At 65.3% G+C, this 25,391-nt stretch carries 24 protein-coding genes; 3 read left to right on the top strand and 21 right to left on the bottom strand.

The genetic code is table 11. The features are described 5' to 3' along the window. Positions 1-28 precede the first annotated feature (28 nt). The 16 genes from JCQ34_RS09650 to JCQ34_RS09575 form a co-directional block, all read right to left on the bottom strand. Positions 29-2,956, bottom strand: coding sequence for a DEAD/DEAH box helicase (locus JCQ34_RS09650; RefSeq protein ID WP_286404225.1), 2,928 nt, complete (start codon positions 2,954-2,956; stop codon positions 29-31). Positions 2,957-2,976: 20 nt separating this feature from the next. Then, positions 2,977-3,771: a twin-arginine translocase subunit TatC gene (tatC, locus tag JCQ34_RS09645; protein ID WP_142133818.1), complete on the bottom strand. Its 795-nt coding sequence runs from the start codon at positions 3,769-3,771 to the stop codon at positions 2,977-2,979. A 48-nt stretch (positions 3,772-3,819) separates the two neighbouring features. Continuing rightward, the gene (gene tatA, locus JCQ34_RS09640) at positions 3,820-4,095 is read right to left on the bottom strand and encodes a Sec-independent protein translocase subunit TatA (protein WP_286404222.1); all 276 of its coding nucleotides are present in this window, start codon (positions 4,093-4,095) and stop codon (positions 3,820-3,822) included. 32 nt (positions 4,096-4,127) lie between these two features. Continuing rightward, a complete protein-coding gene (locus JCQ34_RS09635; RefSeq protein ID WP_286404220.1) occupies positions 4,128-4,475 on the bottom strand; it encodes a hypothetical protein in 348 nt (115 codons plus the stop codon). A gap of 10 nt (positions 4,476-4,485) precedes the next feature. Next, the gene (locus JCQ34_RS09630) at positions 4,486-6,471 is read right to left on the bottom strand and encodes a helix-turn-helix transcriptional regulator (RefSeq protein ID WP_286404218.1); all 1,986 of its coding nucleotides are present in this window, start codon (positions 6,469-6,471) and stop codon (positions 4,486-4,488) included. Between the two features lie 102 nt (positions 6,472-6,573). After that, complete coding sequence (locus tag JCQ34_RS09625) at positions 6,574-6,969, bottom strand: FKBP-type peptidyl-prolyl cis-trans isomerase (protein ID WP_066275847.1); 396 nt, start codon at positions 6,967-6,969, stop codon at positions 6,574-6,576. A gap of 63 nt (positions 6,970-7,032) precedes the next feature. Beyond that, positions 7,033-8,007 (bottom strand): FKBP-type peptidyl-prolyl cis-trans isomerase, encoded by a 975-nt coding sequence (locus JCQ34_RS09620; RefSeq protein WP_286404216.1) that lies wholly within the window; start codon positions 8,005-8,007, stop codon positions 7,033-7,035. A 130-nt stretch (positions 8,008-8,137) separates the two neighbouring features. Continuing rightward, positions 8,138-9,502, bottom strand: a complete 1,365-nt coding sequence (gene pafA / locus JCQ34_RS09615) for a Pup--protein ligase (RefSeq protein ID WP_286404215.1) — start codon at positions 9,500-9,502, stop codon at positions 8,138-8,140. Positions 9,503-9,511: 9 nt separating this feature from the next. Next, positions 9,512-10,222, bottom strand: a complete 711-nt coding sequence (prcA, locus tag JCQ34_RS09610) for a proteasome subunit alpha (RefSeq protein ID WP_286404213.1) — start codon at positions 10,220-10,222, stop codon at positions 9,512-9,514. Position 10,223: 1 nt separating this feature from the next. Then, positions 10,224-11,045 carry a proteasome subunit beta gene (gene prcB, locus JCQ34_RS09605; RefSeq protein ID WP_286404212.1) on the bottom strand — a complete coding sequence of 274 codons (822 nt, stop codon included), beginning with the start codon at positions 11,043-11,045 and terminating at the stop codon, positions 10,224-10,226. Positions 11,046-11,125: 80 nt separating this feature from the next. After that, positions 11,126-11,329 carry a ubiquitin-like protein Pup gene (locus JCQ34_RS09600; RefSeq protein ID WP_015937113.1) on the bottom strand — a complete coding sequence of 68 codons (204 nt, stop codon included), beginning with the start codon at positions 11,327-11,329 and terminating at the stop codon, positions 11,126-11,128. A gap of 84 nt (positions 11,330-11,413) precedes the next feature. Then, on the bottom strand, positions 11,414-13,087 hold the full coding sequence (dop, locus tag JCQ34_RS09595) for a depupylase/deamidase Dop (RefSeq protein WP_286404209.1): 1,674 nt from the start codon (positions 13,085-13,087) through the stop codon (positions 11,414-11,416). After that, complete coding sequence (gene arc / locus JCQ34_RS09590) at positions 13,084-14,835, bottom strand: proteasome ATPase (RefSeq protein ID WP_286404207.1); 1,752 nt, start codon at positions 14,833-14,835, stop codon at positions 13,084-13,086. Before arc ends, dop begins: the two co-directional genes overlap by 4 nt. A gap of 82 nt (positions 14,836-14,917) precedes the next feature. Then, positions 14,918-15,982, bottom strand: coding sequence for a tRNA (adenine-N1)-methyltransferase (locus JCQ34_RS09585; protein WP_286404205.1), 1,065 nt, complete (start codon positions 15,980-15,982; stop codon positions 14,918-14,920). A gap of 97 nt (positions 15,983-16,079) precedes the next feature. Beyond that, the gene (locus JCQ34_RS09580; RefSeq protein ID WP_286404202.1) at positions 16,080-17,267 is read right to left on the bottom strand and encodes a site-2 protease family protein; all 1,188 of its coding nucleotides are present in this window, start codon (positions 17,265-17,267) and stop codon (positions 16,080-16,082) included. Then, positions 17,254-17,937 carry an HAD family hydrolase gene (locus JCQ34_RS09575; RefSeq protein WP_434738948.1) on the bottom strand — a complete coding sequence of 228 codons (684 nt, stop codon included), beginning with the start codon at positions 17,935-17,937 and terminating at the stop codon, positions 17,254-17,256. Before JCQ34_RS09575 ends, JCQ34_RS09580 begins: the two co-directional genes overlap by 14 nt. A 199-nt stretch (positions 17,938-18,136) precedes the next feature. On the opposite strand from JCQ34_RS09575, the gene JCQ34_RS09570 reads away from it, so the two are divergent. Then, positions 18,137-19,042: a PAC2 family protein gene (locus JCQ34_RS09570; RefSeq protein WP_236798377.1), complete on the top strand. Its 906-nt coding sequence runs from the start codon at positions 18,137-18,139 to the stop codon at positions 19,040-19,042. 79 nt (positions 19,043-19,121) lie between these two features. Here the strand turns inward: JCQ34_RS09570 and mshC are convergent, their stop codons facing one another. Together mshC and JCQ34_RS09560 are read right to left on the bottom strand one after the other, a co-directional pair. Then, on the bottom strand, positions 19,122-20,399 hold the full coding sequence (gene mshC / locus JCQ34_RS09565) for a cysteine--1-D-myo-inosityl 2-amino-2-deoxy-alpha-D-glucopyranoside ligase (protein WP_286404195.1): 1,278 nt from the start codon (positions 20,397-20,399) through the stop codon (positions 19,122-19,124). 16 nt (positions 20,400-20,415) lie between these two features. Beyond that, positions 20,416-21,249, bottom strand: a complete 834-nt coding sequence (locus JCQ34_RS09560; RefSeq protein WP_286404192.1) for an undecaprenyl-diphosphate phosphatase — start codon at positions 21,247-21,249, stop codon at positions 20,416-20,418. Between the two features lie 51 nt (positions 21,250-21,300). Between JCQ34_RS09560 and JCQ34_RS09555 the strand changes: the two genes are divergently transcribed. Further along, on the top strand, positions 21,301-22,236 hold the full coding sequence (locus JCQ34_RS09555) for an aldo/keto reductase (RefSeq protein ID WP_286404189.1): 936 nt from the start codon (positions 21,301-21,303) through the stop codon (positions 22,234-22,236). 25 nt (positions 22,237-22,261) lie between these two features. Here the strand turns inward: JCQ34_RS09555 and JCQ34_RS09550 are convergent, their stop codons facing one another. Continuing rightward, a complete protein-coding gene (locus tag JCQ34_RS09550; RefSeq protein WP_141941360.1) occupies positions 22,262-22,528 on the bottom strand; it encodes a hypothetical protein in 267 nt (88 codons plus the stop codon). A gap of 40 nt (positions 22,529-22,568) precedes the next feature. Here JCQ34_RS09550 and JCQ34_RS09545 point away from each other — a divergent pair, with 40 nt between their 5' ends. Further along, positions 22,569-22,802 (top strand): DUF5703 family protein, encoded by a 234-nt coding sequence (locus JCQ34_RS09545; protein ID WP_018771130.1) that lies wholly within the window; start codon positions 22,569-22,571, stop codon positions 22,800-22,802. A gap of 22 nt (positions 22,803-22,824) precedes the next feature. Here the strand turns inward: JCQ34_RS09545 and JCQ34_RS09540 are convergent, their stop codons facing one another. After that, positions 22,825-23,985: an acyl-CoA dehydrogenase family protein gene (locus JCQ34_RS09540; protein WP_286404182.1), complete on the bottom strand. Its 1,161-nt coding sequence runs from the start codon at positions 23,983-23,985 to the stop codon at positions 22,825-22,827. A gap of 12 nt (positions 23,986-23,997) precedes the next feature. Further along, positions 23,998-25,302, bottom strand: a complete 1,305-nt coding sequence (locus JCQ34_RS09535; RefSeq protein WP_286404180.1) for a M20/M25/M40 family metallo-hydrolase — start codon at positions 25,300-25,302, stop codon at positions 23,998-24,000. Between the last annotated feature and the right edge of the window lie 89 nt (positions 25,303-25,391).

Below are 25,391 nucleotides of genomic sequence, written 5' to 3'. Positions count from 1 at the left end.
GCGGCGGCCGGCAGGGGTAAAAGCGGGATTAGAGGACGGACGAGTACGCAACGACGCCGCGGCGGATGAGGTTGATCGCCTCGGCGCAAAGCCGTGCCAGCCGCGGATCAAGGCCGGGGATCTTTGCCAGCTGGTCCAGGAGGTCCACCACCTGCTTGACCCAGCGGACAAAGTCGCCGGCCGCGAGGTCGGTGCCGCTCAGGACATCCTGCAGGTGGCGGCCGCGGGCCCACTTGTAGAGGGGCCAGACCAGGCCCAGTTCAGGCTCGCCGGTCAGCGGAAGCTTGTTCTCCTCTTCCACGTCCTCAAGCACGGACCACTCCCTCACCACGATGTCCACCGAAGTTTCCAGGGAGACGCTGGGCATGCGCGGCCGCAGTCCCCGGTCTTCGCGTTTGGCCTGGAATACCAGGACGCTGGCCAGGGCGGCCACTTCGGCGGCGTCCAGGTCATCGAAGGCGCCCAGGCGCAGGGACTGCGAGATCAGCAGGTCCTTCTCGCCGTAGATCCGGCGCAGCCGCTGGCCATCCGGGCTGATCTTGAGCCCGCCGTCCCCGGTCTCCTCCAAATATCCGTAGGCGGACAGGACATCGCAGACCCGGTCGAAGGTTTTGGCGATGGTGTTGGTCCGGCCCTGGATCTGGCGGACCAGCCCGTCCGTTTCGCGCCGCAGCTTCCACCAGCGCTCCGACCACCGGGCGTGGTCTTCCCGTTCGCTGCATCCATGGCAGGGGTGCGCCTTCAGGGCCCGGCGCAGGGCGGCAATACGCTTCTCCTGGTTGGGAAAGGCTGCGCCGCGGCCAAAATCGTGGTTGCGGTTCTGGCCGGGAGCGGGCGGCCGGTTCTCCCGCAGCGCGTTCCGGGCGGAGGACGCAAGATCGCGCCGTGACTTGGGCACCTTGGCATTGAAGGACTTCGGAATGCGGATCCGGGTCACCGGCGCGATGGGACCTTCCAGGTCATCCGTACCAATGCGGCGCAACTGGTTGTCCAGCGTGAGCACGGCAGGCCGGGGTTCGCGGCTGCCGTGGTCGGAGCTGAGGACGACGGCGGGCCCCGGGGCGCGTCCGCCGGGGACGTTCACTACGTCCCCCGGCAGGAGACGGGCAAGGGAGTCGCCACTGAGCGACTTCTGGACCCGTGACTTGGTCCGGGACGTGGCGCTCTCGGCATCGGAGAGTTCCCTGCGCAGCCGGGCATACTCCGTAAAGTCGCCCAGGTGGCAGGTCATGGACTTGGCGTAGCCTGCCAGCGATTCCTCGCGGCTGCGTACCTGCCTGGCCAGGCCCACCACGGAGCGGTCGGCCTGGAACTGGGCAAAGGAGGACTCCAGGATTTCGCGGGCCCGGGACCGGCCAAACTGCGCCAGGAGGTTGATGCTCATGTTGTAGGTGGGCCGGAAGCTCGAGTTGAGCGGGTAGGTGCGCCGGGACGCCAGGCCTGCCACCGCCGTCGGGTCCGTTCCGGGCTGCCACAACACCACGGCGTGGCCCTCGATGTCGATCCCGCGGCGGCCCGCCCGGCCAGTCAGTTGGGTGTATTCACCTGCAGTGATGTCCACGTGGGCTTCGCCGTTGAACTTGTCCAGCTTTTCCAGCACCACGGAACGTGCGGGCATGTTCACGCCCAAGGCAAGGGTTTCCGTGGCGAAGACAGCCTTCACCAGTCCGTCGGCGAAAAGCTTCTCCACTACCTCCTTGAAAGTGGGCAGCATCCCGGCGTGGTGGGCAGCAAAACCGCGGACCAGGCCGTCCCGCCAGGTCCAGAAGCCCAGGACGTCGAGGTCGTCCGGCGGGATGTCCTGCCCGGCTTCATCCACGCGCTGGGCGATGATCCGCTGCTCCCTTTCCGTTGTGAGCCACAGTCCGGACCCGACACACTGGGCCACCGCTGCCTCGCAGCCGGCGCGGGAAAAGATGAAGGTGATGGCAGGCAGGAGGTCCATCCGGTCCAGGCTCGCGATGACCTGGGGGCGGCTGGCCGGCCGCACTCCCCTGGGCTCTCCGCCCCGCCCCAGGCGGTCGTTTCCGCGCCTGCCGCGTTGGCCCCGGCTCCCGGGGCCCGGGCGGCTGCTGCGGAAACTTTGCTGGGTTTCGCTCTGGGCCACGGCCAGCAGGTCCGGGTTGACGTCGAAGCCGCGCCCCTTGGCGTTGTTCGCAGGTTTGCCGGGCTTGGCCGGTAGCTCGTCCTCGTCCTCAACGGGCGGGGCGATCTCGTCAAAGGTGGTTTCCCCGGCGAACAGGTCCATGATCTGCCGGCCCACCATGACATGCTGCCACAGCGGTACCGGCCGGTGTTCGGAAACGATGATGTCGGTGTCACCGCGGACGGTGTCCAGCCAGGCGCCGAATTCCTCCGCGTTGGAGACCGTGGCGCTGAGCGAGGCGACCTGCACCTCGCTGGGCAGGTGGATGATGACTTCTTCCCACACTGCCCCGCGGAACCGGTCGGCGAGGTAGTGCACCTCATCCATCACCACGTAGCCAAGATCGGCCAGCGTGGCCGAATCCGCGTACAGCATGTTCCGCAGGACTTCCGTGGTCATGACCACCACCTGGGCATCGCCATTGATGCTGGTGTCACCGGTCAGGAGGCCAACGTTGTCCGAACCATACTTTTCGCTCAGTTCGCTGAACTTCTGGTTGCTGAGCGCCTTGATGGGCGTGGTGTAGAAGGCCTTCAGCCCCCGCTGCAGGGCGAGGTAGATGGCAAACTCCCCCACTATGGTCTTGCCGGCACCGGTCGGGGCGGCCACCAGGACTCCCCTGCCCTCCTGGAGGGAACGGCATGCCTGCTTTTGGAAGTCATCCAGTTCAAAGTCCAGGGTCCCGCTGAACGATCCGAGGGGGGTGGCTGCCTCGGCCCTGCGTTCGGCGCTGGCACGGTAGCGCTCAGCGGGAGACAGCTCTTCAGGATCGATAGGGCCGGTGGAGAAGGGTCCGGTGGTGGAGGACATACCCCAAGCCTAACGGCAGCCTAGAGCTTCTTGAGTTCGCTGCTTGGGGTGGCGATGTCTGCGGTGGCCTCGGTCTCCTCCACCTGCCGCGCCTGGCGGCGGTCGCGGCGCTTGTCGTTCATGATGCAGATGCCGATTGCTGCGAAGAACAGTGCCAGCAGCGGTCCCGCCAGCATGAACATCGATATCGCGTCAGCACCGGGCGCGGCGATGGCAGCCAGGACAAAGACCAGGAAAACCGTGATTCGCCAGGCCTTGAGGATGGTGCGTCCGGACACAATGCCCGCCATGTTGACACCCACCAGCACCACGGGCACCAGGAAGGCCAGGCCCAGCATCAGCACCATGCGGGTGACGAATTCGATGTAGGTCCTGGCGTCAATGACGCTGGAGGAACCGGCGGGGGTGAACTGGGTCAGCGCGTGGACCACTTGCGGAACCACGAGCCAGCCCACCCAGATTCCGGCGAGGAACAGTGGGATGGCCGCGGCCATGTAACCCAGGGTGTACCGCCGCTCCTTGGATGTCAGCCCGGGAGTGATGAACGCCCAGAGCTGGTAGATCCAGATGGGGCTGGAGATGACAGCGCCGATCAGGAGCGACATCTGCAGCTTGAAGTCGAAGGGCGACGCGATGGTCCCGAAGTTGATGGCTGCGAGGCCGCCGGTCTCATTCGAAATCCGGTTTACCGGCTCCGCCAGGGCCTTCAGCAGCGGATCGTAAAGTATCCAGCCCCCAATGCCGCCGATGACGACGCCGATCGCCGACTTAATCAGCCGGTTCTTCAGCTCCTTGAGGTGCTCCCAAAGCGACATCCGCCCCTCGGGATTGGCTTTACGGGCCCGCGACAGTGCCACGGGAGGTCAGGCGCGGGTCGACGGCGGAACGTCAGTGCCGTCTGTCGGCTCACCGGGCTTCGCCTTGGGGTGGTTCACGATGGTGCCTTCCACCGGACCGGAGGCCTCGGTGTTGGTGTCGGCTTTGCCGTCGTTCTTCATTTCCTTGACCTCGGACTTGATGATCCGCATCGACTGGCCCAGGCTGCGGGCCATGGCCGGAAGCTTCGGGGCAGCGAAGAGAAGCAAAGCAACAACGATGATGATTACGATTGGCCAGGGGCCATCAAAGAGTCTTCCCACGGGAAATCCTTTCCTCTAATTACATCCTACTTCTATGTGAAGTCGAGATCTCCGAGCGCCTGCGGCTGGCCCCGGTCCTTCTTGCGCTGCACTCGCCTGCGCCGGCGTTCTTCGCGCCGCGCCAGTTTGGATGCCTCGTAATCATGTCGCATGTCAGCGGGTGAGGCAAAAACGGCCGAGCCCGGCACGGGACGGGACAAATCATGGGATTCCTCCAGGACCTCAACGGAGCCCAGGTGCCCCAGTTTCGCGCCTGCGGCGCTGAGATCCTTCATGGTTGCCATGAACTGGCGGAAGAGACGGATGCCCAGCAGGACATAGAAAAGCAGGGCGACGGCGACGAGCGCCACCCAAATGAGAATCCAGGACCACCAAGGCATGCTGAGAAGTCTATCCGGCGTAGCTGTCCAGGGCGGCCGCCAACCAGTCCCGCGCGGCGCCGGCCACTTCGGTGGGTGCCAGGATGCGGGCCGCGCCGCCGTGCTGGGCCACGAACATCGGCAGCCATGCCGTGCTGCCAAACCGGATCTCTGCCACCAGGCCGCCGTCCGGAAGCTCGGCTGTCCGCTCCGCGTAATAATCCTCCGCCAGCCCCCTCCCCTGCCGGGTGAGCTGGACTGTGACGGTCGTGTCGTCGTCGTTCGGGGTGAACAGCTTGGCCGGGACACCCCCGTCCCGTTCCCCCGCCTTGCGAGCCGGCGCCCCGTTGGGGTGCACGTCCTGTACCCGGTCCAGGCGGAAGTTCCGCAGCCCGTCCACCAGGTGGCACCAGGCTTCGAAGTACCACGTGTTGTCCAGGGAATAGAGCCGCAGTGGGTCAACGTCGCGTTCCGTGACCGCGTCCCGCTGCGGTGACAAGTACGTTAGGTGGAGCTGCGAACGGGACTCGATGGCCTGGCGGACAGTGGCGTGAGTTTCGGCGTCCGCGGGAGCTACCTGCGGGCCGGCGATGGAGGCAGCGCGGAGTCCTTCCTCCCCGGCGGCGGCCAGGAGCTTCAGGGTGACCGATTCCAGGGCGCCCCCGCCGGGCAGGTCAGGCAGGCCATTGAGTGTCTCCAGCCCAGTCAGCAGGGCGCAGGCCTCCTCGACGGTGAACCGGACCGGCTTTTTCAGGTCGAGGTCCTGGGTGATGAAGACGTGGTCGTCTTCCCACTGGATGTCGAGCAGGTCGTCCGGATAGCCCTCGGGCAATCCGGAACAAATGAGGATCCGGAGGTCCGCTTCGAGTTCTTCGCGGGTGACGCCGAAGTGGCGGGCGACGTCCTGGATGTGGAGGCCCTGGTTGTGGACCAGGAAGGGCACCAGCTGCAGCATCCGCTTGAGCTGGTCCTCCGAGGTTCCTTTTCGGCCAGCACGTGCACGGGTGTCGGTAAAGGAGTATGCGGGGACGGGTTCGGCGCTGAAGTCTGCCGCGCCCTGCAGCCGCCGCCGTACGGCCCCGGCGAGTCCGGCGGGTTCTACTGCCAGGGCGTCCGGCCCGTAGGACGCCAGTTCTTCGGCCAGGACTTCCGGGTCCCGGTACTCCAGGACGAGCCGGTCGTAGCCGTCGCGGGGGCGGCCCGAGGCCTGCTCTCCGGCATCCGGGACCGCCCGGCGGCGAAGGGCCAGGAGGTGCCCGTTCCGGACATCCACCACGGCAGTGCGCAGCGGCAGTTCGGGCAGCCGGTCCAGCTCCGCCCGGATGTTGAAGTCGGCGGGGGGCTCGTACTGCTCTCTCGGGAGGGCGGTCACGGCACTGGTGAGGCGGGAAAGCCGGAACTGCCGTGCGGCCTTCCGGGCCCGGTCGTAGCCCATCAGGTACCACTGGCCGAAGCGGCTGCCCAGGCCCCAGGGCTCAACAGTCCGTTCTTCCTCCCTGCCTGTACTGCCGGCCAGGTAGGTGAAGCTCACGGGATGCCGCGCGTGCATGGCTGCCACGATGTCGTCGAAGGCCTGCCCTGCCGGTTTGATTCGGGGCTGGACTCCGGCAGGCAGTTGCACCTCTGCCAGCTGTCCGGATGCCTGCAGCTTCCGCAGTGCGCTTTGGGCTGCCCTGCCCAGCGCGGCGCGCTCCCAAAGTTGGGAGGCCAGCAGGAGGACGGTCCACTCCTCGGGCCCCAGCTCGACATCGGGGAGCCGGTTGGATTCCTTGCCGATCCGGTACCGCGTGGTGGCCGGATCGTCCTCGCTCCAGCCCAGGTCCGTCAGCGTCTCGACGTCAAAGCCCATCGCCCGCAGGTCATTCTTGTCCCGCTCGAACATGCGCCCGAAGGCGACGTCGTTGCCGGAGGTGTCGTGGTAGACCTTGTCACGCAGTTCGCTGCGGTGAAGCCCGTAGCGGGTGTTGAGCAGCGCGATCAACAGGTTGAGGAGTCGTTCAGTGCGGGTTACGGACACGTTGGTTACGTTACTAAACTCCCCGGGCGAAAGCAGAAAGCGCGGCTGGGCGGAGGGTTGTCCTCCGTCCAGCCGCGCTCATGGCGGCGTCCCTGACTGGGGTCAGCGGACCCCGACGAGGTCCACGACGAAGATCAGGGCTTCGTTGGGTGCGATGGCTCCGCCGGCGCCACGTGAGCCGTAGGCCAGCTCTGACGGGATCTCCAGGCGGCGGCGGCCGCCCACCTTCATGCCCAGCAGCCCCTGGTCCCAGCCCTGGATGACCTGGCCGACGCCGACGCGGAAGTCCAGCGGTGCACCGCGGCCCCATGAGGCGTCGAACTCCTCGCCTGTGGACCAGGCAACGCCGACATAGTGGGTGGAGACGGTGTCCCCTGCCTTGGCCTCACGGCCGTCACCCTCGATGAGGTCGGTAATGACGAGTTCCGTGGGCACGTCGCCTTCCGGAAAATCGATCTCGGGCTTCTGGCGGTCGAATTCCCGCTGTCCAAACGACATGCTTGCTCCTATGCGTGAGTGCTGATGGTTGCCGCGGAGGACGCGGCGTCCCTGTAAGTCTTGCTACTTGACCCCGAGGATGTCCACTACGAACACCAGGTCACCCTTCGCCTGGCCCTGGCCGGCGTCACCGTAAGCCAGGTCCTTGGGGATGACCAGCAGGACGCGGGAGCCTACGGTTTTACCGGTGAGGCCCTGGGTCCAGCCCTTGATGACGCCGGAGAGCGGGAAAGTGGCGGGCTGGCCACGGTCAAAGCTGGAATCGAACTTGGTGCCGTCACTGAGGTTGACGCCCACGTAGTTTACGGTGAGCGTGTCGGATTCCTTGACGGTGGCGCCGGTGCCCTTGACCAGGTCCTGCGATACGAGCGACGTGGGCGCGGCTGCACCCGCTACATTGATCTCCGGCACGCCGTCCTTTTCAGTCACCGTAGGCAGTCCGGCCGGCGGCGATACGGTTTCACCCTGCGGCTTGTCCAGAACGGGAGTGGGGTCCGAGGCGGAAAGAACCTTGATGATCAGCAGCTGGGTGGGATCGGCAGCGGCACTGGGGCTGGCGCTGGGGCTTGCGCTGTCCGATGGGCTGGGACTTGCCGACGGTGCACTCTGCTGGCCGGGGACGGCGAGGGCAAGGCTGGAACCCACCTTTGCGCCCACGAAAGCGTTGTAGATGACGGCGTTGCTGGTCTTGAGCTCATCGTTAAGCTCGAAGCTTTGAGGTTCGTTGGGGAACGTATCCTCCAGCTGGGATCCGTCCGTGCCGTTCAGGGCCAGGATGGAGATTTTGGCGACCTGGTTGGCCTTCACAGTGTCGCCGCTGCCTTCGGAGACAACTTTGATGGTGGGCTGGGTGACGGTCAGCGGCTTGTCGAAGTCCACACCCGGGGCCTTCTTGTCCCCGTTGTCGGTCAACTTGAGGGAGTCGAACTTTGCAGTCTCCCCGGCGGACTGGCTGCTGGGTTCGGGCTGGGAGGCTGTACCTCCGCAGGCAGTCAGGAGCAGCAGGCCGGGAAGGAGGATTGCTAGTAGTCGGCGCACGTAGAAAACTTTCGTCGGGGCAGGGTGGATACGACGCTCCGCGTGGCGGCGGACAGTGCCGTGGAGAGGTCCCCGTTAAAAGGACCTCATCCAGAATAGACCCTGAAGCTGGACGTCCGCCCGGAGCCGATCAACCCATGGAGTCCAGCAGCGCATCCACGCGTTCATCGACGCTGCGGAAGGGGTCCTTGCAAAGAATTGTCTGGTGGGCACGGTCGTTCAACTTCAGGTGCACCCAGTCAACCGTGTAGTCGCGCCCCAGTTCCTGTGCGCGGCGGACAAAGTCCCCCCGGAGCTTTGCGCGGGTGGTTTGCGGTGGCGCGTCCACGGCACTCTTGATGACTGTGTCGTCCACTATCCGGCGCACCGCACCACGGGACTGCAGCAGGTAGAAGAGTCCCCGGCTGCGGGAAATGTCATGGTAGGTAAGGTCGAGCTGGGCGATCCGGGGGGCCTCCAGGCCCAGGCCGTGCCGTTCGCGGTAGTTGTCCATCAGCTTCTTCTTGATGGCCCAGTCGATTTCCGTGTCGATGCCCCTGGTATCACCCGACTCGATGGCGTGCAGCGTGCGTTCCCACAGGTCCAGAATCACGGGAACGTGCTGGTTGTGGGCGCCGTGTTCCTTGACGAACGCCGTGACCTTGGTCAAGTACTCCTGCTGGATTTCAAGGGCTGTGAGTTGGCGGCCGTTGGCCAGGCGGACCAGGGCGCGGCCGCTGAGGTCGTGCGAGATTTCCCGGATGCTGCGGATGGGGTTTTCCATCCGCATGTCGCGCATGATCACGCCCGCTTCGATCATCCGAAGAACCAGGTCCACGGTGCCGATCTTCATCAGTGCCGTCGCCTCGGACATGTTGGAGTCTCCGACGATGACGTGCAGCCGCCGGTAGAACTCAGCATCTGCGTGCGGCTCGTCCCTGGTGTTGATGATGGGGCGGGACCTGGTGGTGGCGGAGGAGACACCCTCCCAGATGTGGTCGGCGCGCTGGGAAAACGCGTAGGTGGCACCGTGGGGGGTCTTCAGGATCTTGCCTGCCCCGGCGATGAGCTGCCGGGTGACGAGAAACGGAATCAGGATCTCGGCAAGACGGGAAAACTCACCGCGCCGGGGAATGAGGTAGTTCTCGTGACTGCCATAGGAGTTGCCCGCGGAGTCTGTGTTGTTCTTGAACAGGTAGACGGTGCCGTTGAACCCTTCAGCAGCCAGCCGTGCCTGAGCCTCATCCACCAGGTCGTCAAGGATAAGTTCACCGGCACGGTCATGGGCGATCAGCTGGGCAAGATCGTCACATTCTGCCGTGGCATATTCGGGGTGGGACCCTACATCGAGGTATAGCCGCGAACCGTTGGTAAGGAAGACGTTGGACGACCGGCCCCAGCTGACCACCTTGCGGAAGAGGTACCGGGCCACTTCCTCGGGAGCAAGAGGCCTGGAGTCCGGGCTCGAGTAAGAGATCCCGAACTCGGTTTCGATGCCGAAGATTCTCTTGTCCATGTGGTCCTCCTAGGCCAGCAGTGCTGTGATGTCCGAATCGTTGAGCCTGCGGAAGGCGCGCCGGGTGCCGCGGGTGCTGTCGGAAAGCCTGTCCAGTACGGCCACTTCGAGGGCGCTGGGCGGCAGCGGCGCTGCCGGCTGCTCCCCCTCCTGGACGGGCGTGAGCCCCTTCAGTGCCAGCCGCACGGCGTCGGCGAAGCCAAGTGAGGCCTGCCAGCCGGCGTCGATGGCCGATGACACCTTCTCAGCCTGGCCGCCCATCACGACGAAGCTGTGCTCGTCGGCGATGGAGCCGTCGAACGTCAGCCGGTACAGGTGGTCTTCGGCCTGCGTGTTGCCCACCTCCGCGACGGCAAGTTCCACCTCGAAAGGCTTCTGTTCGGCGGTGAAGACGGCACCCAGGCTTTGCGCGTAGACGCTTGCCAGGCCGCGGGCGGTCACGTCCTCCCGGTCATAGGAGTATCCCCGGACGTCGGCATAGCGGACGCCGGCCTGCCGGAGGCTTTCGAATTCGTTGTATTTACCCACCGCGGCGAAGGCGATCTTGTCATAGATTTCGCCGATCTTGTGGAGGGACGGCGAAGGGTTCTCGGCGACGAGTGCAATGCCGTCGGCGCAACTGATGACCACAACCGAGCGGCCCCGGGCGATGCCTTTCCGCGCGAAGTCCGCGCGGTCCTTCATCAGCTGTTCGGGCGAGACATAAAACTGCTGGGTCATCTCAAGCCTCCCGTCCGGCGATGGTGCGCGCTTCAATTACGCGGCGGGAAGCAGCAGCGAGCTCAGGCTCCGGCACCCGGCGCGCACCCGTCCTGTCCACCGTGTAAACAACGGGCCACAGCTGGCGGACGGTATCCGGACCGCCCGTGGCAGAATCGTCGTCGGCGGCGTCATAGAGGGACTCCACGGCTACGGAGAGTGCCTCCGCTGCGGAAAGGTTGGGGCGCCAAAGCTTTTTCAGGGCTCCGCGGGCGAAGACGGAACCTGACCCCACGGTGTGGTGTTCGTGTTCTTCGTATCTGCCGCCCGTGACGTCATAGGAAAAAAGCCGGCCAACACCGGCGGTGGTGTCGAAACCCGCGAACAGGGGCACTACCGCCAAACCCTGCAGGGCCAACGGAAGGTTGCCCCGGATCATGGCCCCCAGCCGGTTGGCCTTTCCCTCAAGGCTCAGCTGGGTTCCTTCGATCTTTTCGTAGTGTTCGAGTTCAACCTGGAAGAGCCGGGTCAGGTCTATCGCGATGCCCGCCGTCCCGGCGATGCCGAGGACCGAGTAGTGGTCCGCAGGAAACACCTTCTCGATGTGCCTGCTGGCGATGACATTTCCCATGGTGGCCCGCCTGTCCCCCGCCATCAGGACACCGCCGCCGTAGCTCATGGCAACGATGGTGGTGGCGTGTGGGACCTGCACCGGGGCAGCCGCGGACGCACCACCTTGGAGGGACCGGTTAAAGGGCAGCAGCTCGGGCCGGTCCCGTAGAAGGTGTTCCGTAAAGGACGAGGTGGCGTTTGCGGCTACCTGGTTGGCGGTTGATTCCTGCACTCATCACTCCTTGAACGTGGTACTTCAACGTGGGCACAGAACCCGGCCTTCCGCGGCTTCCGCCACCTTCCGGGTCCGGGTTACTGGCCGCCCTTTTGGACGAATGCCCGGACGAACTCTTCAGCGTTGGATTCCAGCACGCCGTCGATTTCGTCGAGCAGGTCGTCCACGCCTTCGGTTGATGCCGAGGCCTGCGCCTCAGGCGGTGCCGGGGGTGCCTCGGGGATGTCTTCGTCGACCTGGCTGTCGCGTGACTGGGGCTGTTGCTGCTCCTGGCCTGCCATTGGTTTCCCTCCTTCTTCCTTCGGTGGATCCGGCGGATCCTCCGATATGCCCATCCTGCCACGGGACGGACGTTCCGGCGCGGTTTACGCCGCAGGCGGAGTGCTGTTGTGTCCCAGCAATTCCCCGAGGAATGGACCCGCTTCCCGGTAGCGCTCAAACAACGCTCCGGTCAGGGCTTTGGTTCCCCTCAGGGGTTCCCGGGTGGGCACCCGCTGAAGCCGTCCATAACCCGGCACATCGAAGATGACAGAGTCCCAGCTTGCCCCCACCACATCCTTGCCGAAGCTGCTGATGCACTTGCCCCGGAAGAAGGCCCGGGTGTCTGCCGGCGGCTCCGCTACTGCGGCGGCGATGGCGGCATCATCCACCACGCGCTGCATCCGGTTCCTGGACAGCAAGCGGTAGTAAAGGCCTTTCTCGGGCCGAATGTCCGCCCACTGGAGATCCACCAGGCCCAGCCGCGCGTCGCTCCACTCCAGTCCGTCGCGCTGGCGGTAGCCGTCCAGCAGCGAAAGCTTGGCAAGCCATTCCACGGAGGTGGCGGCGGCGGCCCTGTCACTGTCCAACTGGGTGAGGACGGACGCCCATCGCTCAAGGACCTCGTGGGTATGTCCGTCACCGTCCACGGCATCACCCACACCGGTGTCCTGCGCGAGTTTGGCCGCAGCTTCGTGGTAGATCCACTGGAGGTCCAGGGCCGTGACGCGCCTCCCGTCCAGTAGGCGCAGCTTCGCGGTCAGGGAGGTGTCATGACTGACGGTCTTGAGGGCTGCGACGGGTTCATAGACCTCAATTTTGGGCGCAAGCCCGGCTTCAATAAGGCTGAGGACCATGGCTGTGGTACCGAACTTGAGGTAATTGGATACCTGGCTGAGGTTGGCGTCCCCAATGATCACGTGCAGGCGACGGTACTTGTCCGCGGTGGCGTGCGGCTCATCCCGGGTGTTGATGATTGGCCTGCGGATGGTGGTTTCGAGGCCCACTTCAGCTTCGAAGAAGTCCGCCCGCTGGCTGATCTGGAAGCCGGGGATAGAGCTGTCCTGGCCAAGTCCCAGCCGGCCGGCACCGCAGACTACCTGACGGCTCACGAAAAACGGCGTCAGCCCCCGCACAATATCCCCGAAGGGCACCGACCTTGGCATGAGGTAGTTCTCGTGCGAACCGTAGGACACGGACTTGTTGTCCGTGTTGTTCTTGTACAGGTTGACCGGTGGGAGCGCAGGGTCCGCGGCCAGCCGGCGCATTGCAGCCAGTCCCACCAGGTCACCTGCGGCATCCCAGGCCACGGCGTCGCGTGGATTGGTGACTTCGGGGCTTGAGTACTCGGGGTGCGCGTGGTCGACATACAGCCGGGCGCCGTTGCCCAGGACCATGTTCATCAGCAGGGTCCCGGATTCGTCCTGGCCGTCGAGCTCAAGTTCCTCGCGGCCGTACGCCAAGGCGACCGCTTCCGCGTCGAGCACCGGCGGCTGGTCGGTCAGCTGGCTGGGATGTGCGGCGCCCCTGTCCACTGTCCAGCCGCGGGCATCGTGCAGCGGCTCTTCATCGGTGTAGTCCCAGCGGGTTTCGGCTCCGCCGGCAGCGCGTTGCCGGGTGACCTGGGCATAAGCCTGCACCACCCTGGCACTCATCATGGTGGCGTTGGCGGAAGGTGCAGAAGGAGCATGGATTCCGTATTCGGTTTCCGCTCCCATGACGCGCATGGCCCCGCCGGCGGGGAGGCCCTCCCCGCCGGCGGATCCCTGTGCACCCGTCATAGATACTGTCCCGTGGTCGGCATGGTCTCGATGGACTTGCCCGGCTCCTGGCCGGCCTTGCCTTGGACGATGGTGCGGATGTAGGTGATCCGTTCGCCCTTCTTCCCGGAGATCCGTGCCCAGTCGTCCGGATTGGTGGTGTTGGGCATGTCCTCATGTTCACGGAACTCGTCAACCACGGCGCGCAGCAGATGCTCGATTCGAAGGCCCTTCTGGTGCGTGGTCAGCAGGTCCTTGATGGCATACTTCTTGGCCCGGTCCACCACGTTCTGCACCACCGCGCCGGAGTTGAAGTCCTTGAAATACAGCATTTCAGTGTCACCGTTGGCGTAGGTGACCTCCAGGAACTCGTTGGATTTGTCCGTGGAGTACATCGCTTCCACCGTGCGCTGGACCATGGCGTCCACGGTGGCCTGGACGTCCCCGTTGTGTTCGGCCAGGTCGGATTCGTGGAACGGCAGGTCCGTGGTGATGTATTTGTTGAAAATGTCTGCAGCAGCTTCGGCATCGGGCCGCTGGATCTTGACCTTGACGTCCAACCGGCCGGGCCGGAGGATGGCGGGGTCGATCATGTCCTCGCGGTTGGACGCGCCGATGACGATGACGTTGTCGAGGCGCTCCACGCCGTCGATCTCGCTGAGGAGCTGAGGCACGATGGTGGTTTCGACGTCGGACGAGATGCCGGTGCCGCGGGTGCGGAACAGTGAGTCCATCTCGTCGAAGAACACCACGACGGGGCTGCCGTCCGAGGCCTTTTCCCGGGCGCGGGAGAAGATCAGGCGGATGTGCCGCTCTGTTTCACCCACGTACTTGTCCAGGAGCTCTGGGCCCTTGATGTTGAGGAAGTAGCTCTTCAAGTCAACATTCCCGGACCGCTCCGCGGCGCGGGCGGCAAGCGAGTTGGCAACCGCCTTGGCGATCAGGGTCTTGCCGCAGCCGGGAGGACCATACAGGAGGATGCCCTTGGGAGCCTTCAGGCCATGTTCCCGGTAAAGGTCCGGGTGCAAGAACGGCAGTTCGACGGCGTCGCGGATCTGTTCGATCTGGGGACCAAGGCCGCCGATGTCCTCGTAGGTGATGTCCGGAACTTCCTCAAGGACCAGGTTCTCCACCTCGGAGCGGGGCACTTTCTCCAAGGCGTAGCCTGTCCGCGAGTCGACGGAGAGGGCATCGCCCACCCGGAGTTTTTCGGACAAGAGGGCTCCGGACAGCCGAACGACGCGTTCCTCGTCCGCGCGGCCCACCACCAGGGCCCGGTCGCGTCCCAGCATCTCCTTCAGGGTGGCCAGTTCGCCGGCGCGTTCGTAGCCCAGCCCTGCCACGATCAGGAGTGCTTCGTTCAGGAGCACTTCCTGCCCTACTGCGAGCTGGTTGATGTTCACCAGCGGGCTGATGCCCACCCGCATTTTCCGCCCGGCGTTGAAGATGTCCACCGATTCTTCAGTGGCGGCCTGGCCGCTGCTGCCCGGAGCGGGTTGCCGCCTTGGGTTGATCTGAAGGATGGTGCCGAAGCTGTAGGGCGGCTGCCCTTCCTGGTCCAGGGCGTTTTTCAGCCGAAGGATCTCTGCCTTCGCGGTCTCAAGCATGCTGACCAACTTGGAGTTGTTCTGCGTGGCTGCCGCCAGCTGGCGGTCGATGTGCCTGAGCTTGTCCCGAAGAATGTTGACCTGGCGGTCAGCAACCGAGAGGTCGTTGGCGGCAGACTGCTCTGCCGGTGTACGTCCGGAGTCCGGGTTTGGTGTCTCCATGATGTATCAGCCCCTTCCTGCGCTTCTCTTAAGACATTAGTCCCAAGATGGCAGGTAGGGATGGAGACTCCCGAAATGTGGACTAGTTCGTGACCTCGGGCGTGTCCACGACATTTGTCCCTGCGATGGCGTCACGGGCGGCGCGCCGGAGCTTCTTGTCCGACACGGCCCGCTCCCCCACGGCGCCCGGGGTCCACGCGTTAACGTCCTCTTCGTTGAACTCGGTCTTGGACGGGCGGCGCTTGACCGAAATGCCGGTGACGCCGTCGGCGAGCCGCCGCGTGACCAACAGGAACCCGGTGTGGGCCACCATGCGGTGGTCGGGACGCACGGCGAGACCTTCAAGGTGCCAGCCGCGGACCATTGACTCCCACGCGTCGGGTTCCGTGAACCGGCCGTCCGCGCGGATGGCTTCCGCGGTGCGGGAGAGCTGGGTAACGGTGGCAACGTAGTTGATCCACACGCCGCCGGGGGCAAGGACGGTAGCGACGGCGTCGAGGCATTCCCAGGGGGCGAGCATGTCCAGCACAACGCGGTCCACGGAACCGGGTTCCTCGGCTTTGACCACTTCCTCCTGGAAATCACCGAGGGAGATCTGCCAGGCGGGGTGCGGTCCACCGAAGATGGTCTCGACGTTTCCGCGGGCGATGTCCGCGAATTCCTCGCGCCGCTCGAAGGAATGCAGGTAGCCGTTGTCGCCCACGGCGCGGAGCAGGGAGATGGAGAGGGCGCCCGAGCCGACGCCGGCCTCCACCACGCGTGCACCCGGGAAAATGTCCGCCATGGTGACGATCTGGCCGGCGTCCTTGGGATAGACGACGGCGGCGCCGCGCGGCATGGAGAGGACGAAGTCGGAGAGCAGGGGGCGGAGGGTCTGGTACTGCTGGCCCACGTTGTTCACCACCACGGAGCCGTCAACCTTGCCAATGATTTCGTCATGGTTCAGGAACCCGCGGTGGGTGTGGAATGCGCCGCCGCGTTCCAGCGTGATGGTGTTCATGCGGCCACGCTCATCAGTAAGCTGGACGCGTTCGCCTTCGCGGAAGGGGCCGCGGCGACGTGCAGCTCCCACCGGCTGCGAGCCGCTGGCGGCAGCACCGGCTTGCGCTGCTCCGTTGGCGTCGTTGACGGCAGTTTCGCTGCTCATGTTTTTCCTCGCTCCTGTAAACCTGTTGTGCCGCGGCCGGACAGTCCCATGGGACGTTTTGGCGTTAGCGGCGGCAATGCACGACCGGCAGGTAACTCTACCGGTTCTGGCCCTGCGGGTGCTTATCGTTGCGCGGGCGTTTGCCGGTGATGGCAGCGAGGACCGCCTCCTGGGTCATCAGCCCGGTGACCATGCCGTTGTGGTCCACCACTGCATAGTGGCGTCCCTCAACCTGTGAAAGGAACTGGATCAGCTCCTGCCCTTTGGACCATTCGGGGACGTAGGCGCCTGCAGCCAGTGGAAACGAAACCGCCGTGATGGGGGTGTTATCGGCTGCGGCAGGCGGCACTGATGCCAGGGCGCCCGGGTCCACCACGCCCTGGGGCCTGCCGTCGGGTCCACAGACCACCACGGACTTTGTTCCTGCCGCTCCCAGGCTGAGGGCATCCCGCACGGTGCCGGTGGCAGGCATTCCGGCGGCCGGCGTCGACAACGCCGCGGCACTGACCAGCGGGAGCCGGCCGCGCAGCGTGCCTTGCTGGATGGACGCCGACGCGCCCATCCAGAGGAACCCGCCCACCAGGATGGTGATCATGAGGAGGCTGAAGTCCGGGTTCTCTCCGGCGAGGGACGGACGAAGGAGGAACCAGTAGGCAATGGCCAGGACGATGATCCGCCCGCCCCACCCGGCCGCAACGGTTCCTTTCGCCTGGCTGCCGGTTGCTTTCCAGACGATGGACTCGACCAGCCGGCCGCCGTCGAGAGGCAGGCCCGGCAGGACATTGAAGACGCCGATCAGGAAGTTCGCCCACATGAAGATGTTCGTCAGGATTTCCGCAACGCTTCCCAGGCTGTCAGTGCCAAGCAGCAACCAGGCTCCGCCCGCCAGGACGAAGTTGGCAGCCGGCCCCGCCAGCGCCACCAGCACTGACCGGCCCGGGGACGATGTAAAGCTTTCGAACTGGGTGTGACCGCCCCAAAGGTTAAGAACGATTTTCTGCGTGGGCCAGCCGTAGATCTTTGCCGTCAGCGCATGGGCGAGTTCGTGGACGAGCACTGAGATCAGGAGCAGGACGGCGTACGCGAAGGCCACGACGTAGGCGCTCATGCCCAGCATCGGGTTGTTCCTGGCCAGCACAGGACCATAGACGATCACGGTGAAGGCTGCGATCACGAACCACGAGTAGGCGAGGACGACAGGGACGCCGGCGATGCGTCCCAGCGGGATCCCTTCACGGCGTGCCGGGTTGGTGCCTTGGCCGGCGCCCGGATCAGCCACGTGCATCACCTGCTGAAGCGGCGGCCGCTCCGGTTGCGTCAGCCTGCAGCAGGAGGGCTTCCAGTTCGGCCAGGCTGCGCCCTGCGAGGGTGTCCCAGAGAGCGTAACTGCCGTCGTCCGGCAGCGGCACAATGTGGGGCACGGCCACGGTGGCGACGCCGGAGGCCACGGCCGCGGCCACGCCCGGCACGGAGTCTTCGAGGGCCACGCAGTGGTGGATGCCCAGGTGGGGGTCGTTCTCCTGCAGCAGTTCCACGGCGGTCAGGTATGCCTCCGGGTGCGGCTTGCCCTGGCTCACGGTATCGCCGGTGACCAGCACTTCAAAGTAGGGCCGGGGAAGGCTGGCCACAACTTCCCGGGCCAGCGGACCCTCGGACATGGTGACCAAGGCGCAGCGGATGCCGGCCAAGTGCAGTTCCTCAAGGAGCTCACGGGCACCCGGCCGCCAGGGCACCTGCTGCTGGACATTCCTGACCACCTGGGCGGTGAGGGTGTCGATGATTTCGCGGATTTCGAGCTCCACGCCGGCCTCTTGGAGCAGGCCCGCGGAAAAGGTGAGCGACTGGCCCACCAACTGCATTGCCTGGTCGTGGCTCCACGTTCCGCCGTGGGCCTCCACCAGCGCATGTTCTGCGGCAATCCAATAGGGCTCGGTGTCCACGATGGTGCCGTCCATGTCCCAAAGGACGGCTTTGAGCGGTGAACCGGCGGCAGGAAATCGCATGACGCCAGTCTACGGGGCATGGCTGGACGGCGGCTGTGGGCTACGCCCTTGGCGAATATGACGCAGGGCCGGTCCTGTTTGTACTGGTTCCCGGGGATTTGCGGCGCTTCATTCCATGCGCGAGCCTGCACCTTGGACGTAGGGTGAAGAAATGAATAGCTTCGAGGGAGACACCGCCGAACAGGGTGCCGGACCCGAGCGGGAACGGTTCCTGCAGCCAGTGGCTGACGGACAGCGCGTAACGGTGATGCTTGCCGCCTTTGAAGGGTGGAATGACGCCGGAGAAGCGGCCAGCGATTCGCTGCGCTACCTGAACAAGTTGTGGGGCGGCAAAAAGGTGGCATCCATCGATGCCGATGAGTATTACGACTTTCAGTTCACCCGACCCACGGTCCGCAGGAATGCGGCCGGCGAACGCAAGATCAAGTGGCCTTCCACCCGGATCTACAAAGCCACAGCCCCCAACTCCAACGTGGACGTCATCTTCGTGCAGGGCACGGAGCCGTCCTATAAATGGCGCGCCTACACGGCAGAGCTGCTGGCCCATGCGGAGGCGCTGAATGTGGACTACGTGGTGCTGGTGGGCGCACTGCTCGCCGACGTCCCGCACAGCCGCCCGATCCCAGTGAGCACGTCCTCCGACGACGCCCCGCTCAGGGAGCGCATGAACCTGGAGGCCTCGCAATACGAAGGCCCCGTTGGCATTGTGGGGGTCCTCTCCGAGGTGGCGCTCCTCGCCGGTATCCCAGCCGTGTCGTTGTGGGCCGCCGTGCCGCACTATGTGGCACAGGCTCCCTCCCCCAAGGCGCAGCTTGCCCTCCTGCACCGCATCGAGGAGCTGCTGCAGGTGCCCCTCGACACCCATGAGCTGGCCGAGGAGGCCGACGCCTGGGAACGCGGCGTGGACGAGCTGGCTACCGAGGACCCCGAGATTGCCGCCTACGTCCGGCAGTTGGAGGAAGCCAAGGACACTGCGGATCTCCCCGAGGCCAGCGGCGAATCCATTGCCCGGGAGTTTGAGCGGTACCTGAAGCGGCGTGGCCAGGACCGGCCCTGATTGGTTAATGGGAGAGGGGCCTGGGCGGGAGATTTCCCGCCCAGGCCCTTCTCTGTTGTGGTCCTTGGAGTAGAAGGCGTCAGAGCCTGATGCCCAGGAGGGCGTCCACCGCGTCCTTGACCAGGGCGCTGTCGGCGGCGCTGGCGGCAGCACCGCCGTCGTTCGCTGTCCGGGCCCAGCGCGAGATTGCGGCGACTGCTGCCGGGGCGTTGAGGTCTGCTGCCAAGGCTTGACGCATTTCGGCCAGGAGTGCCTCGCCTGATCCTTCAGGCGCGTGGTCCAGGGCGGTCCGCCACGCCGCCAGGTCAGCCTTGGCAGCGGCGAAGCCTTCGTCCGTCCAGGACCAGTCGGAGCGGTAATGGTGCGCCAGTATGGCCAGGCGGATTGCAGCCGGGTCTTCACCGGCAGCGCGGAGCTTTGAGACCAGCACCAGGTTGCCCTTGGACTTGCTCATCTTTTCGCCGTCCAGCCCCACCATGCCGGCATGGGCGTAATGCCGCGCAAGGGGAACCCCTGCGAGCGAGTATGCGTGGCCGGCGCCCATCTCATGATGCGGGAAGATCAGGTCCGAGCCACCGCCCTGCACCGTAAATGGCGACGGCAGGTACTTCTGGGCGATGACGGTACATTCGATGTGCCAGCCGGGCCGTCCTGCGCCCAGGCTTCCTCCCGGCCAGCTGGGTTCGCCCGGCCGTTCCACCCGCCAAAGCAGCGGGTCAAGCGCCTGCCGCTTCCCGGCCCTTCCCGGATCCCCGCCGCGCTCGGCGAAAAGCTCCAGCATGGTGCTTTCGCCCAAGTGGGAAATGCAGCCCAGTACCCAGGCGTCAGGTGCGGTCGACTGCTTGCCGGCGGCTTCGACGTCGTAATACACATCGCCGTCAGGTTCACCGTTGGTGCCGGCCACCTGGTAGGCCAGCCCCATGCTGACAAGCCGCTCCACCTCGGGGACGATCAGGCCGATCGATTCCACCGCGCCAACGTAGTGATCGGGCGCGAGGACGTTCAAGGCTTCCATGTCGGTCTGGAAGAGCTCCACCTGTTCTGCGGCTAGGTCACGCCAGTCGACGCCGGTGGCGGTTGCGCGTTCAAGCAGGGGATCGTCGACGTCCGTCACGTTTTGGACGTAGGAAACCTCGCTGCCGGCATCGCGCCACGCCCGGTTGAGCAGGTCAAAAGCAACGTAGCTGGCCGCATGTCCCATGTGGGTTGCGTCGTAGGGGGTGATGCCGCAGACGTACATGGAGGGCCTGGCCTCCTGCTCCAGCGCCACTTCGCGGCCTGCCGCAGTGTCGAACAGCCGGATGGCGGGCATGTTTCCGGGCAGGGCAGGAACGGGGCGGGAAGTCCAGGATTTCACAAGCCCAAGCCTAGCCCTAGGCGCTGATGACGCCGAAACCGAGCAGGAGGTAGAGCGCCAGGCCCAGGAAGATCCGGTACCAGACGAAAAGGCGGTAGCTGCGCGTCGACACGAACTTCAGGAACCAGCCGATGATGACGTACCCCACCACCAGGGCGATCACGGTGGCGAGGGCGGTCTCCGGAAGGCCGAATGGCCCGGAAATGCCTTCCTTGGTGACCACCTTGTACAGCTGGTACAGCCCGCTGCCGAACACTGCGGGGATGGCGAGCAGGAACGAATACCGTGCCGCGGCTTCCCGCGTGTAGCCCATCAGCAGGCCGGCGGTGATGGTGCCGCCGGAGCGGGAGACGCCGGGGATCAGCGCCAGGGCCTGGGCCAGGCCGTAGAGGATGCCGTGCTTATAGGTCAGGTGCGTCAGGTCCCGTTTCTGGGTGCCGGTGGCGTCGGCCACGGCAAGGATCAGGCCGAAGACGATCAGCATGGTGGCCACGATCCACATGCTGCGGAGCACGGATTCGATCTGGTCCTGGAAGAGCAGGCCCAGCACGATGATGGGGAGGCTGCCCAGGATCACCAGCCAGCCCATCCGGGCGTCAGGATCCTGCCGCGGCACTTTGCCGGTGAGGGACCCGGCCCAGGCTTTGACGATGCGGACAATGTCGCGCCAGAAAAAGATCAGTACGGCGGTCTCCGTACCGAGCTGGGTGATGGCCGTGAAGGCGGCCCCCGGGTCTTCCGCGTTGGGGAGGAACTCCCCCACGATCCGCAGGTGCGCGCTCGATGAAATCGGTAGAAATTCGGTCAGTCCCTGCACAAGGCCCAGCAGGGCCGCTTCAAACCAGTTCACGCTAAGACCCTACGGCATGGCACCGGTGCTTCTGCCCGTAAGCTTGCTGCTATGCAGCAGCGTTACGTCGGCAACAGTGGTTTGCGAGTTTCAGCCCTCTCCCTGGGCACCCGTTCCTGGGGCGGGGAAACTGACGACCAGGACGCTTCAGAGTTGCTGCGCACCTTCCTTGATGCCGGCGGCCGCCACGTGGACACTGCAGCTTCATATGCGGGCGGGGCATCAGAGGCGGTCCTTGGTTCCCTGCTGGGTGACGTGGTGTCCCGCACCGAGGTTTCCATCTCCACCAAAGCAGGAATGACGACGCCGGATGGCCGGCGCGCGGTGGACACGTCCCGCAACGCGATGCTCACCGGATTGGACGCCAGCCTGGCCAGGCTGGGCACCGACTATGTGGACCTCTGGTTTGCCGAGGCGTGGGACGGCAACGTTCCCCTTGACGAGACGCTGGGGGCACTTGACTTCGCGGTCCGTTCCGGGCGGGCCAGGTATGCAGGGATCTCCAACTTCAAGGGCTGGCAGGCCGCGAAGGCGGCGGCCGTCAGCAGTGTCCCGCTGGTGGCGGTCCAGGCCGAGTACTCGTTCCTTAACCGGTCGGCTGAGGCTGAGCTGCTGCCGGCCGGTGAGGATGCAGGGCTTGGCCTCATGGCATGGGGGCCGCTGGGCCGTGGCGTCCTCACCGGGAAATACCGGGGCACCATCCCGGCCGGTTCCCGTGGCGCTTCGGTGAGCGAAGCCGCGTACGTGGAGCCTTACCTGGCGGAGAAGCCGTCACGGATCGTTGATGCGGTGTGCATGGCTGCCAACGGGCTGGGCCGGACGCCCCAGGACGTGGCGCTGTCGTGGCTGCTGTCCCAGCATGGAGTTGCCACGGCCATCGTCGGCGCCCGCACGCCCGTGCAGCTGAAGGAAATCCTCGACGCCCAGCTGTCCCCACTGCCGCCGCAGATCGCGCGGGCCCTGGAGGACGTTTCGGCAGCATCCTAGCGCTGCTGGTATTCCGCCGGCGGCGCTATTCCTCGACGATCTCCAGGTCTTCGTCGTCGTCCACGTCGGCTTCCTCGTCCTCTTCATCCTCGTCGTCAAAGACCTGAAGCGGGGTCACCTCGTTGTAGGCCTCGTAGAGCGCGTCCTCGTAAACTTCGAAAGCATCGGCAACTGCGAAAAATGCTGCCTCGACTGAGGGGTCGCCGTCCCCGCGCCGGTTGGATGCTGCTATAAGGTGTTCTTCCAAAGCGGTGGTCAGGGACGAAAGCGCGACACGCGGATCGATGCTCATGACTTCACGTTAGCGGGAAAAGGACGAAAATGGAGAGCAAATGAAGGAACAATTTCTCACCAGCTCGGTCCAGCGGGAACGGGATTATTTGCGGCAGTACGAGTACCTCGTACTGACCGTCAGCCCTGATGATTCCCTGCCCGAGGCGCGGCGCCGGCTGGTTGAGCACTCCGAATACGGCAAGTGGGAACTGGAACGCAGCAAGCTGTACGTGGGCGGCGGCAGGCGCTTTTGGCTGCGGCGCCGGGTGATGCAGGTCCAGCGGACCGTCTAGGTGATGCGGCCCGGCGGACCGCTTAGTCTTCCAGCGGGCCCAGCCAGGCGTTGGCCACAGTATTGTGGGCCGACTCGTCATCAGAGGGGTGGAACATCCCGGCCAGCACGTCGCGGTAGAGCCGTTCCAGCTCCGAGCCCCTGAAGTAACTTGATCCCCCGCTGACGCGGATGGCCAGGTCCACCACGCGGCGCGCTGTCTCCGTCGCATTGACTTTCAGGCCCACCAGTTTGGGGAACCATTGGGCCCCGTGGTCGGCCAGGGCGTCGACGTCGGCTGTCACGGACCTTAGCTGGGGGTACAGGTTGTCCATGGCCATGGCGGCGTCCGCCACCTTCCGGCGGATGTCCGGGTCCTGGGCATAGCTGCGTCCGCCGTTCTTGAAGGAGGTCCGCCGCTTCACTGTCTCCACGCCCACGGCCAGCGCACGTTCGCCCAGCCCCGTGTAGACAGCCGCCAGGAGGCTCTCAAAACAGGCGAAGATTGCGAATATCAGCGGGTCGGCGTTGGGGCCTACGGGAAGTTTCCGGAAGATCCGGTTCGCTGGGACGGTCACGCCGTCCAGGACAGTGGTGGCGGACTGGCTGGCCCGCATGCCCAGGGTGTCCCAGTCGTCAAGGATCCGGTAGCCGGGGGTCTCGCGGCTGATGAAGCCGTGGACGAGTTCGCCCGCGCCGTTCCGGGCATCCGGGTCCTTTCCAAAGATGCCCAGGCGGGTCCAGGCCGGTGAGAGGCTGGTGAAGATCTTTGTCCCTGTGAACGAGTAGCCGCCGTCCTGTTCCGGCATGGCGGCGGTCCGGGAGTCGAAGAGGACGGAGTCGTTGCCGGCTTCCGAATTGCCAAAAGCGAACACCTCGCCCTGGGCGGCTTCTTCGAGGACGAAGGCCAGCGAGCGGTCGCCCCGGGCAGCCAGGACGTGTGCGACGCCGGTCCAGACCAGGTGCATATTGACGGCCAGTGCCGTGGCAGGGGCAGCCGTTGCCAGCCTTCGCTGGCACTGCGCGGCCGCTTCGAGCCCAAGTCCCCCGCCGCCGTCGGACGTTGGCACGAAGAGCTTCAGGTACCCGGCCGCTGCCAACTCCTGGAGGTCCTCGTGGAAGAAGGCGTTGTCACGGTCATATGCGGCGGCGCGGCCGCGGATGCGCTCGAGGAGCTCATCCGGCAGCAGTTCCTCGGGGGTCACGGCCGGCTCCTCTCAGTAGTTGGTGAGCAGGGTATTCAGTACACGGGCGCCGAACTTGAGGGAGTCCGCCGGGACGCGCTCGTCGACGCCGTGGAACATGCCGGTGAAGTCCAACTCGTCCGGAAGCATCAGGGGTGCAAACCCGTAGCCGGTGATCCCAAGGCGGCTCAGTGACTTGTTGTCGGTACCGCCGGAGAGCGTGTACGGCAGCACCTTGGCGCCGGGGTCCTCCTTGTGGACGGCATCGATCATGGAGTCCACCAGGTTCCCGGCGAACGGGACCTCGAGCGAGACGTCGTTGTGGACGTAGCTGACATCCACGCCATTGCCGGCCAGTTCACGGACAATCTCGAGGACCTGCTGTTCCTGGCCGGGCAGGGTACGGCAGTCAACCAGTGCTTCGGCGGACTCGGGGATGACGTTGTGCTTGTAACCGCTCTTGAGGAGGGTTGGGTTGGTGGTGTTCTGGAGGGTGGCGCCGACGAACCTGGCCACCGTACCAAGTTGGTTGAGCAGGATGTCCGGATTGTCGGCGTCGAACTCCACTCCGGTGAGTTCGGTCACCCCGTCAAGGAACTGCCGTGTGGTGGGGGTGAGCTCGATCGGCCACTTGTATTCACCGATCCGCGTGACGGCAGCGGCCAGGCGGGTGACCGCATTGTCCGTGTTGATCTGGGAACCGTGGCCGGCCCTTCCGTGGGCAACGAGACGGAGCCACGAGATGCCCTTCTCGGCCGTCTGCAGCAGGTAGGTCCGCTGGCCGCCGATGGTGGCTGAGAACCCGCCGACCTCGGAGATGGCCTCGGTGGCCCCCTCGAACAGTTCCGGGCGGTTGTCCACGGCGTAGCGGGCGCCGTGAACGCCGCCGGCTTCCTCGTCCGCGAAGAACGCGAAGATGATGTCCCGCTTGGGCTTCCTGCCCTCCCTGGCGAAATTCCGCAGGACCGAAAGGATCATGGCGTCCATGTCCTTCATGTCGACGGCGCCTCGGCCCCAGATCAGGCCGTCCTTCAGTTCTGCGCCGAACGGGTCCACCGACCACTGGTCACGGAGGGCGGGAACGACGTCCAGGTGGCCGTGGACCACCAAAGCGCTGGCGGACGGGTCCTCCCCTGCCAGCCTGGTCACAACGTTGGCCCTGCCGGGCGCGGACTCGAAGATCTCCGCGCTCATGCCCACTTCCTCGATGAGCCCCGCGGCGTACTCCGCTGCCGCCCGCTCCCCCGGCCCCGACCCGTCCCCGTAGTTGGAGGTGTCGATCCGGATGAGTTCCTGGCAGATCCGGACAACTTCATCCTCGGGCAGGACATCAGGCATTTAAGGCTCCTTGGTAGGGAATGACTGGGCGGCGCGGGCTTCAATCGCTGTCCTCAGCCTACCCACTTGGCCCGATTCGTTGTTCTCCG

The organism is Pseudarthrobacter defluvii, assembly GCF_030323865.1.
Taxonomy (GTDB): Bacteria; Actinomycetota; Actinomycetes; order Actinomycetales; family Micrococcaceae; genus Arthrobacter; species Arthrobacter sedimenti.
The sequence above is the reverse complement of the archived record's forward strand: the minus strand, read 5'-3'. Positions and strand labels throughout refer to the sequence as shown.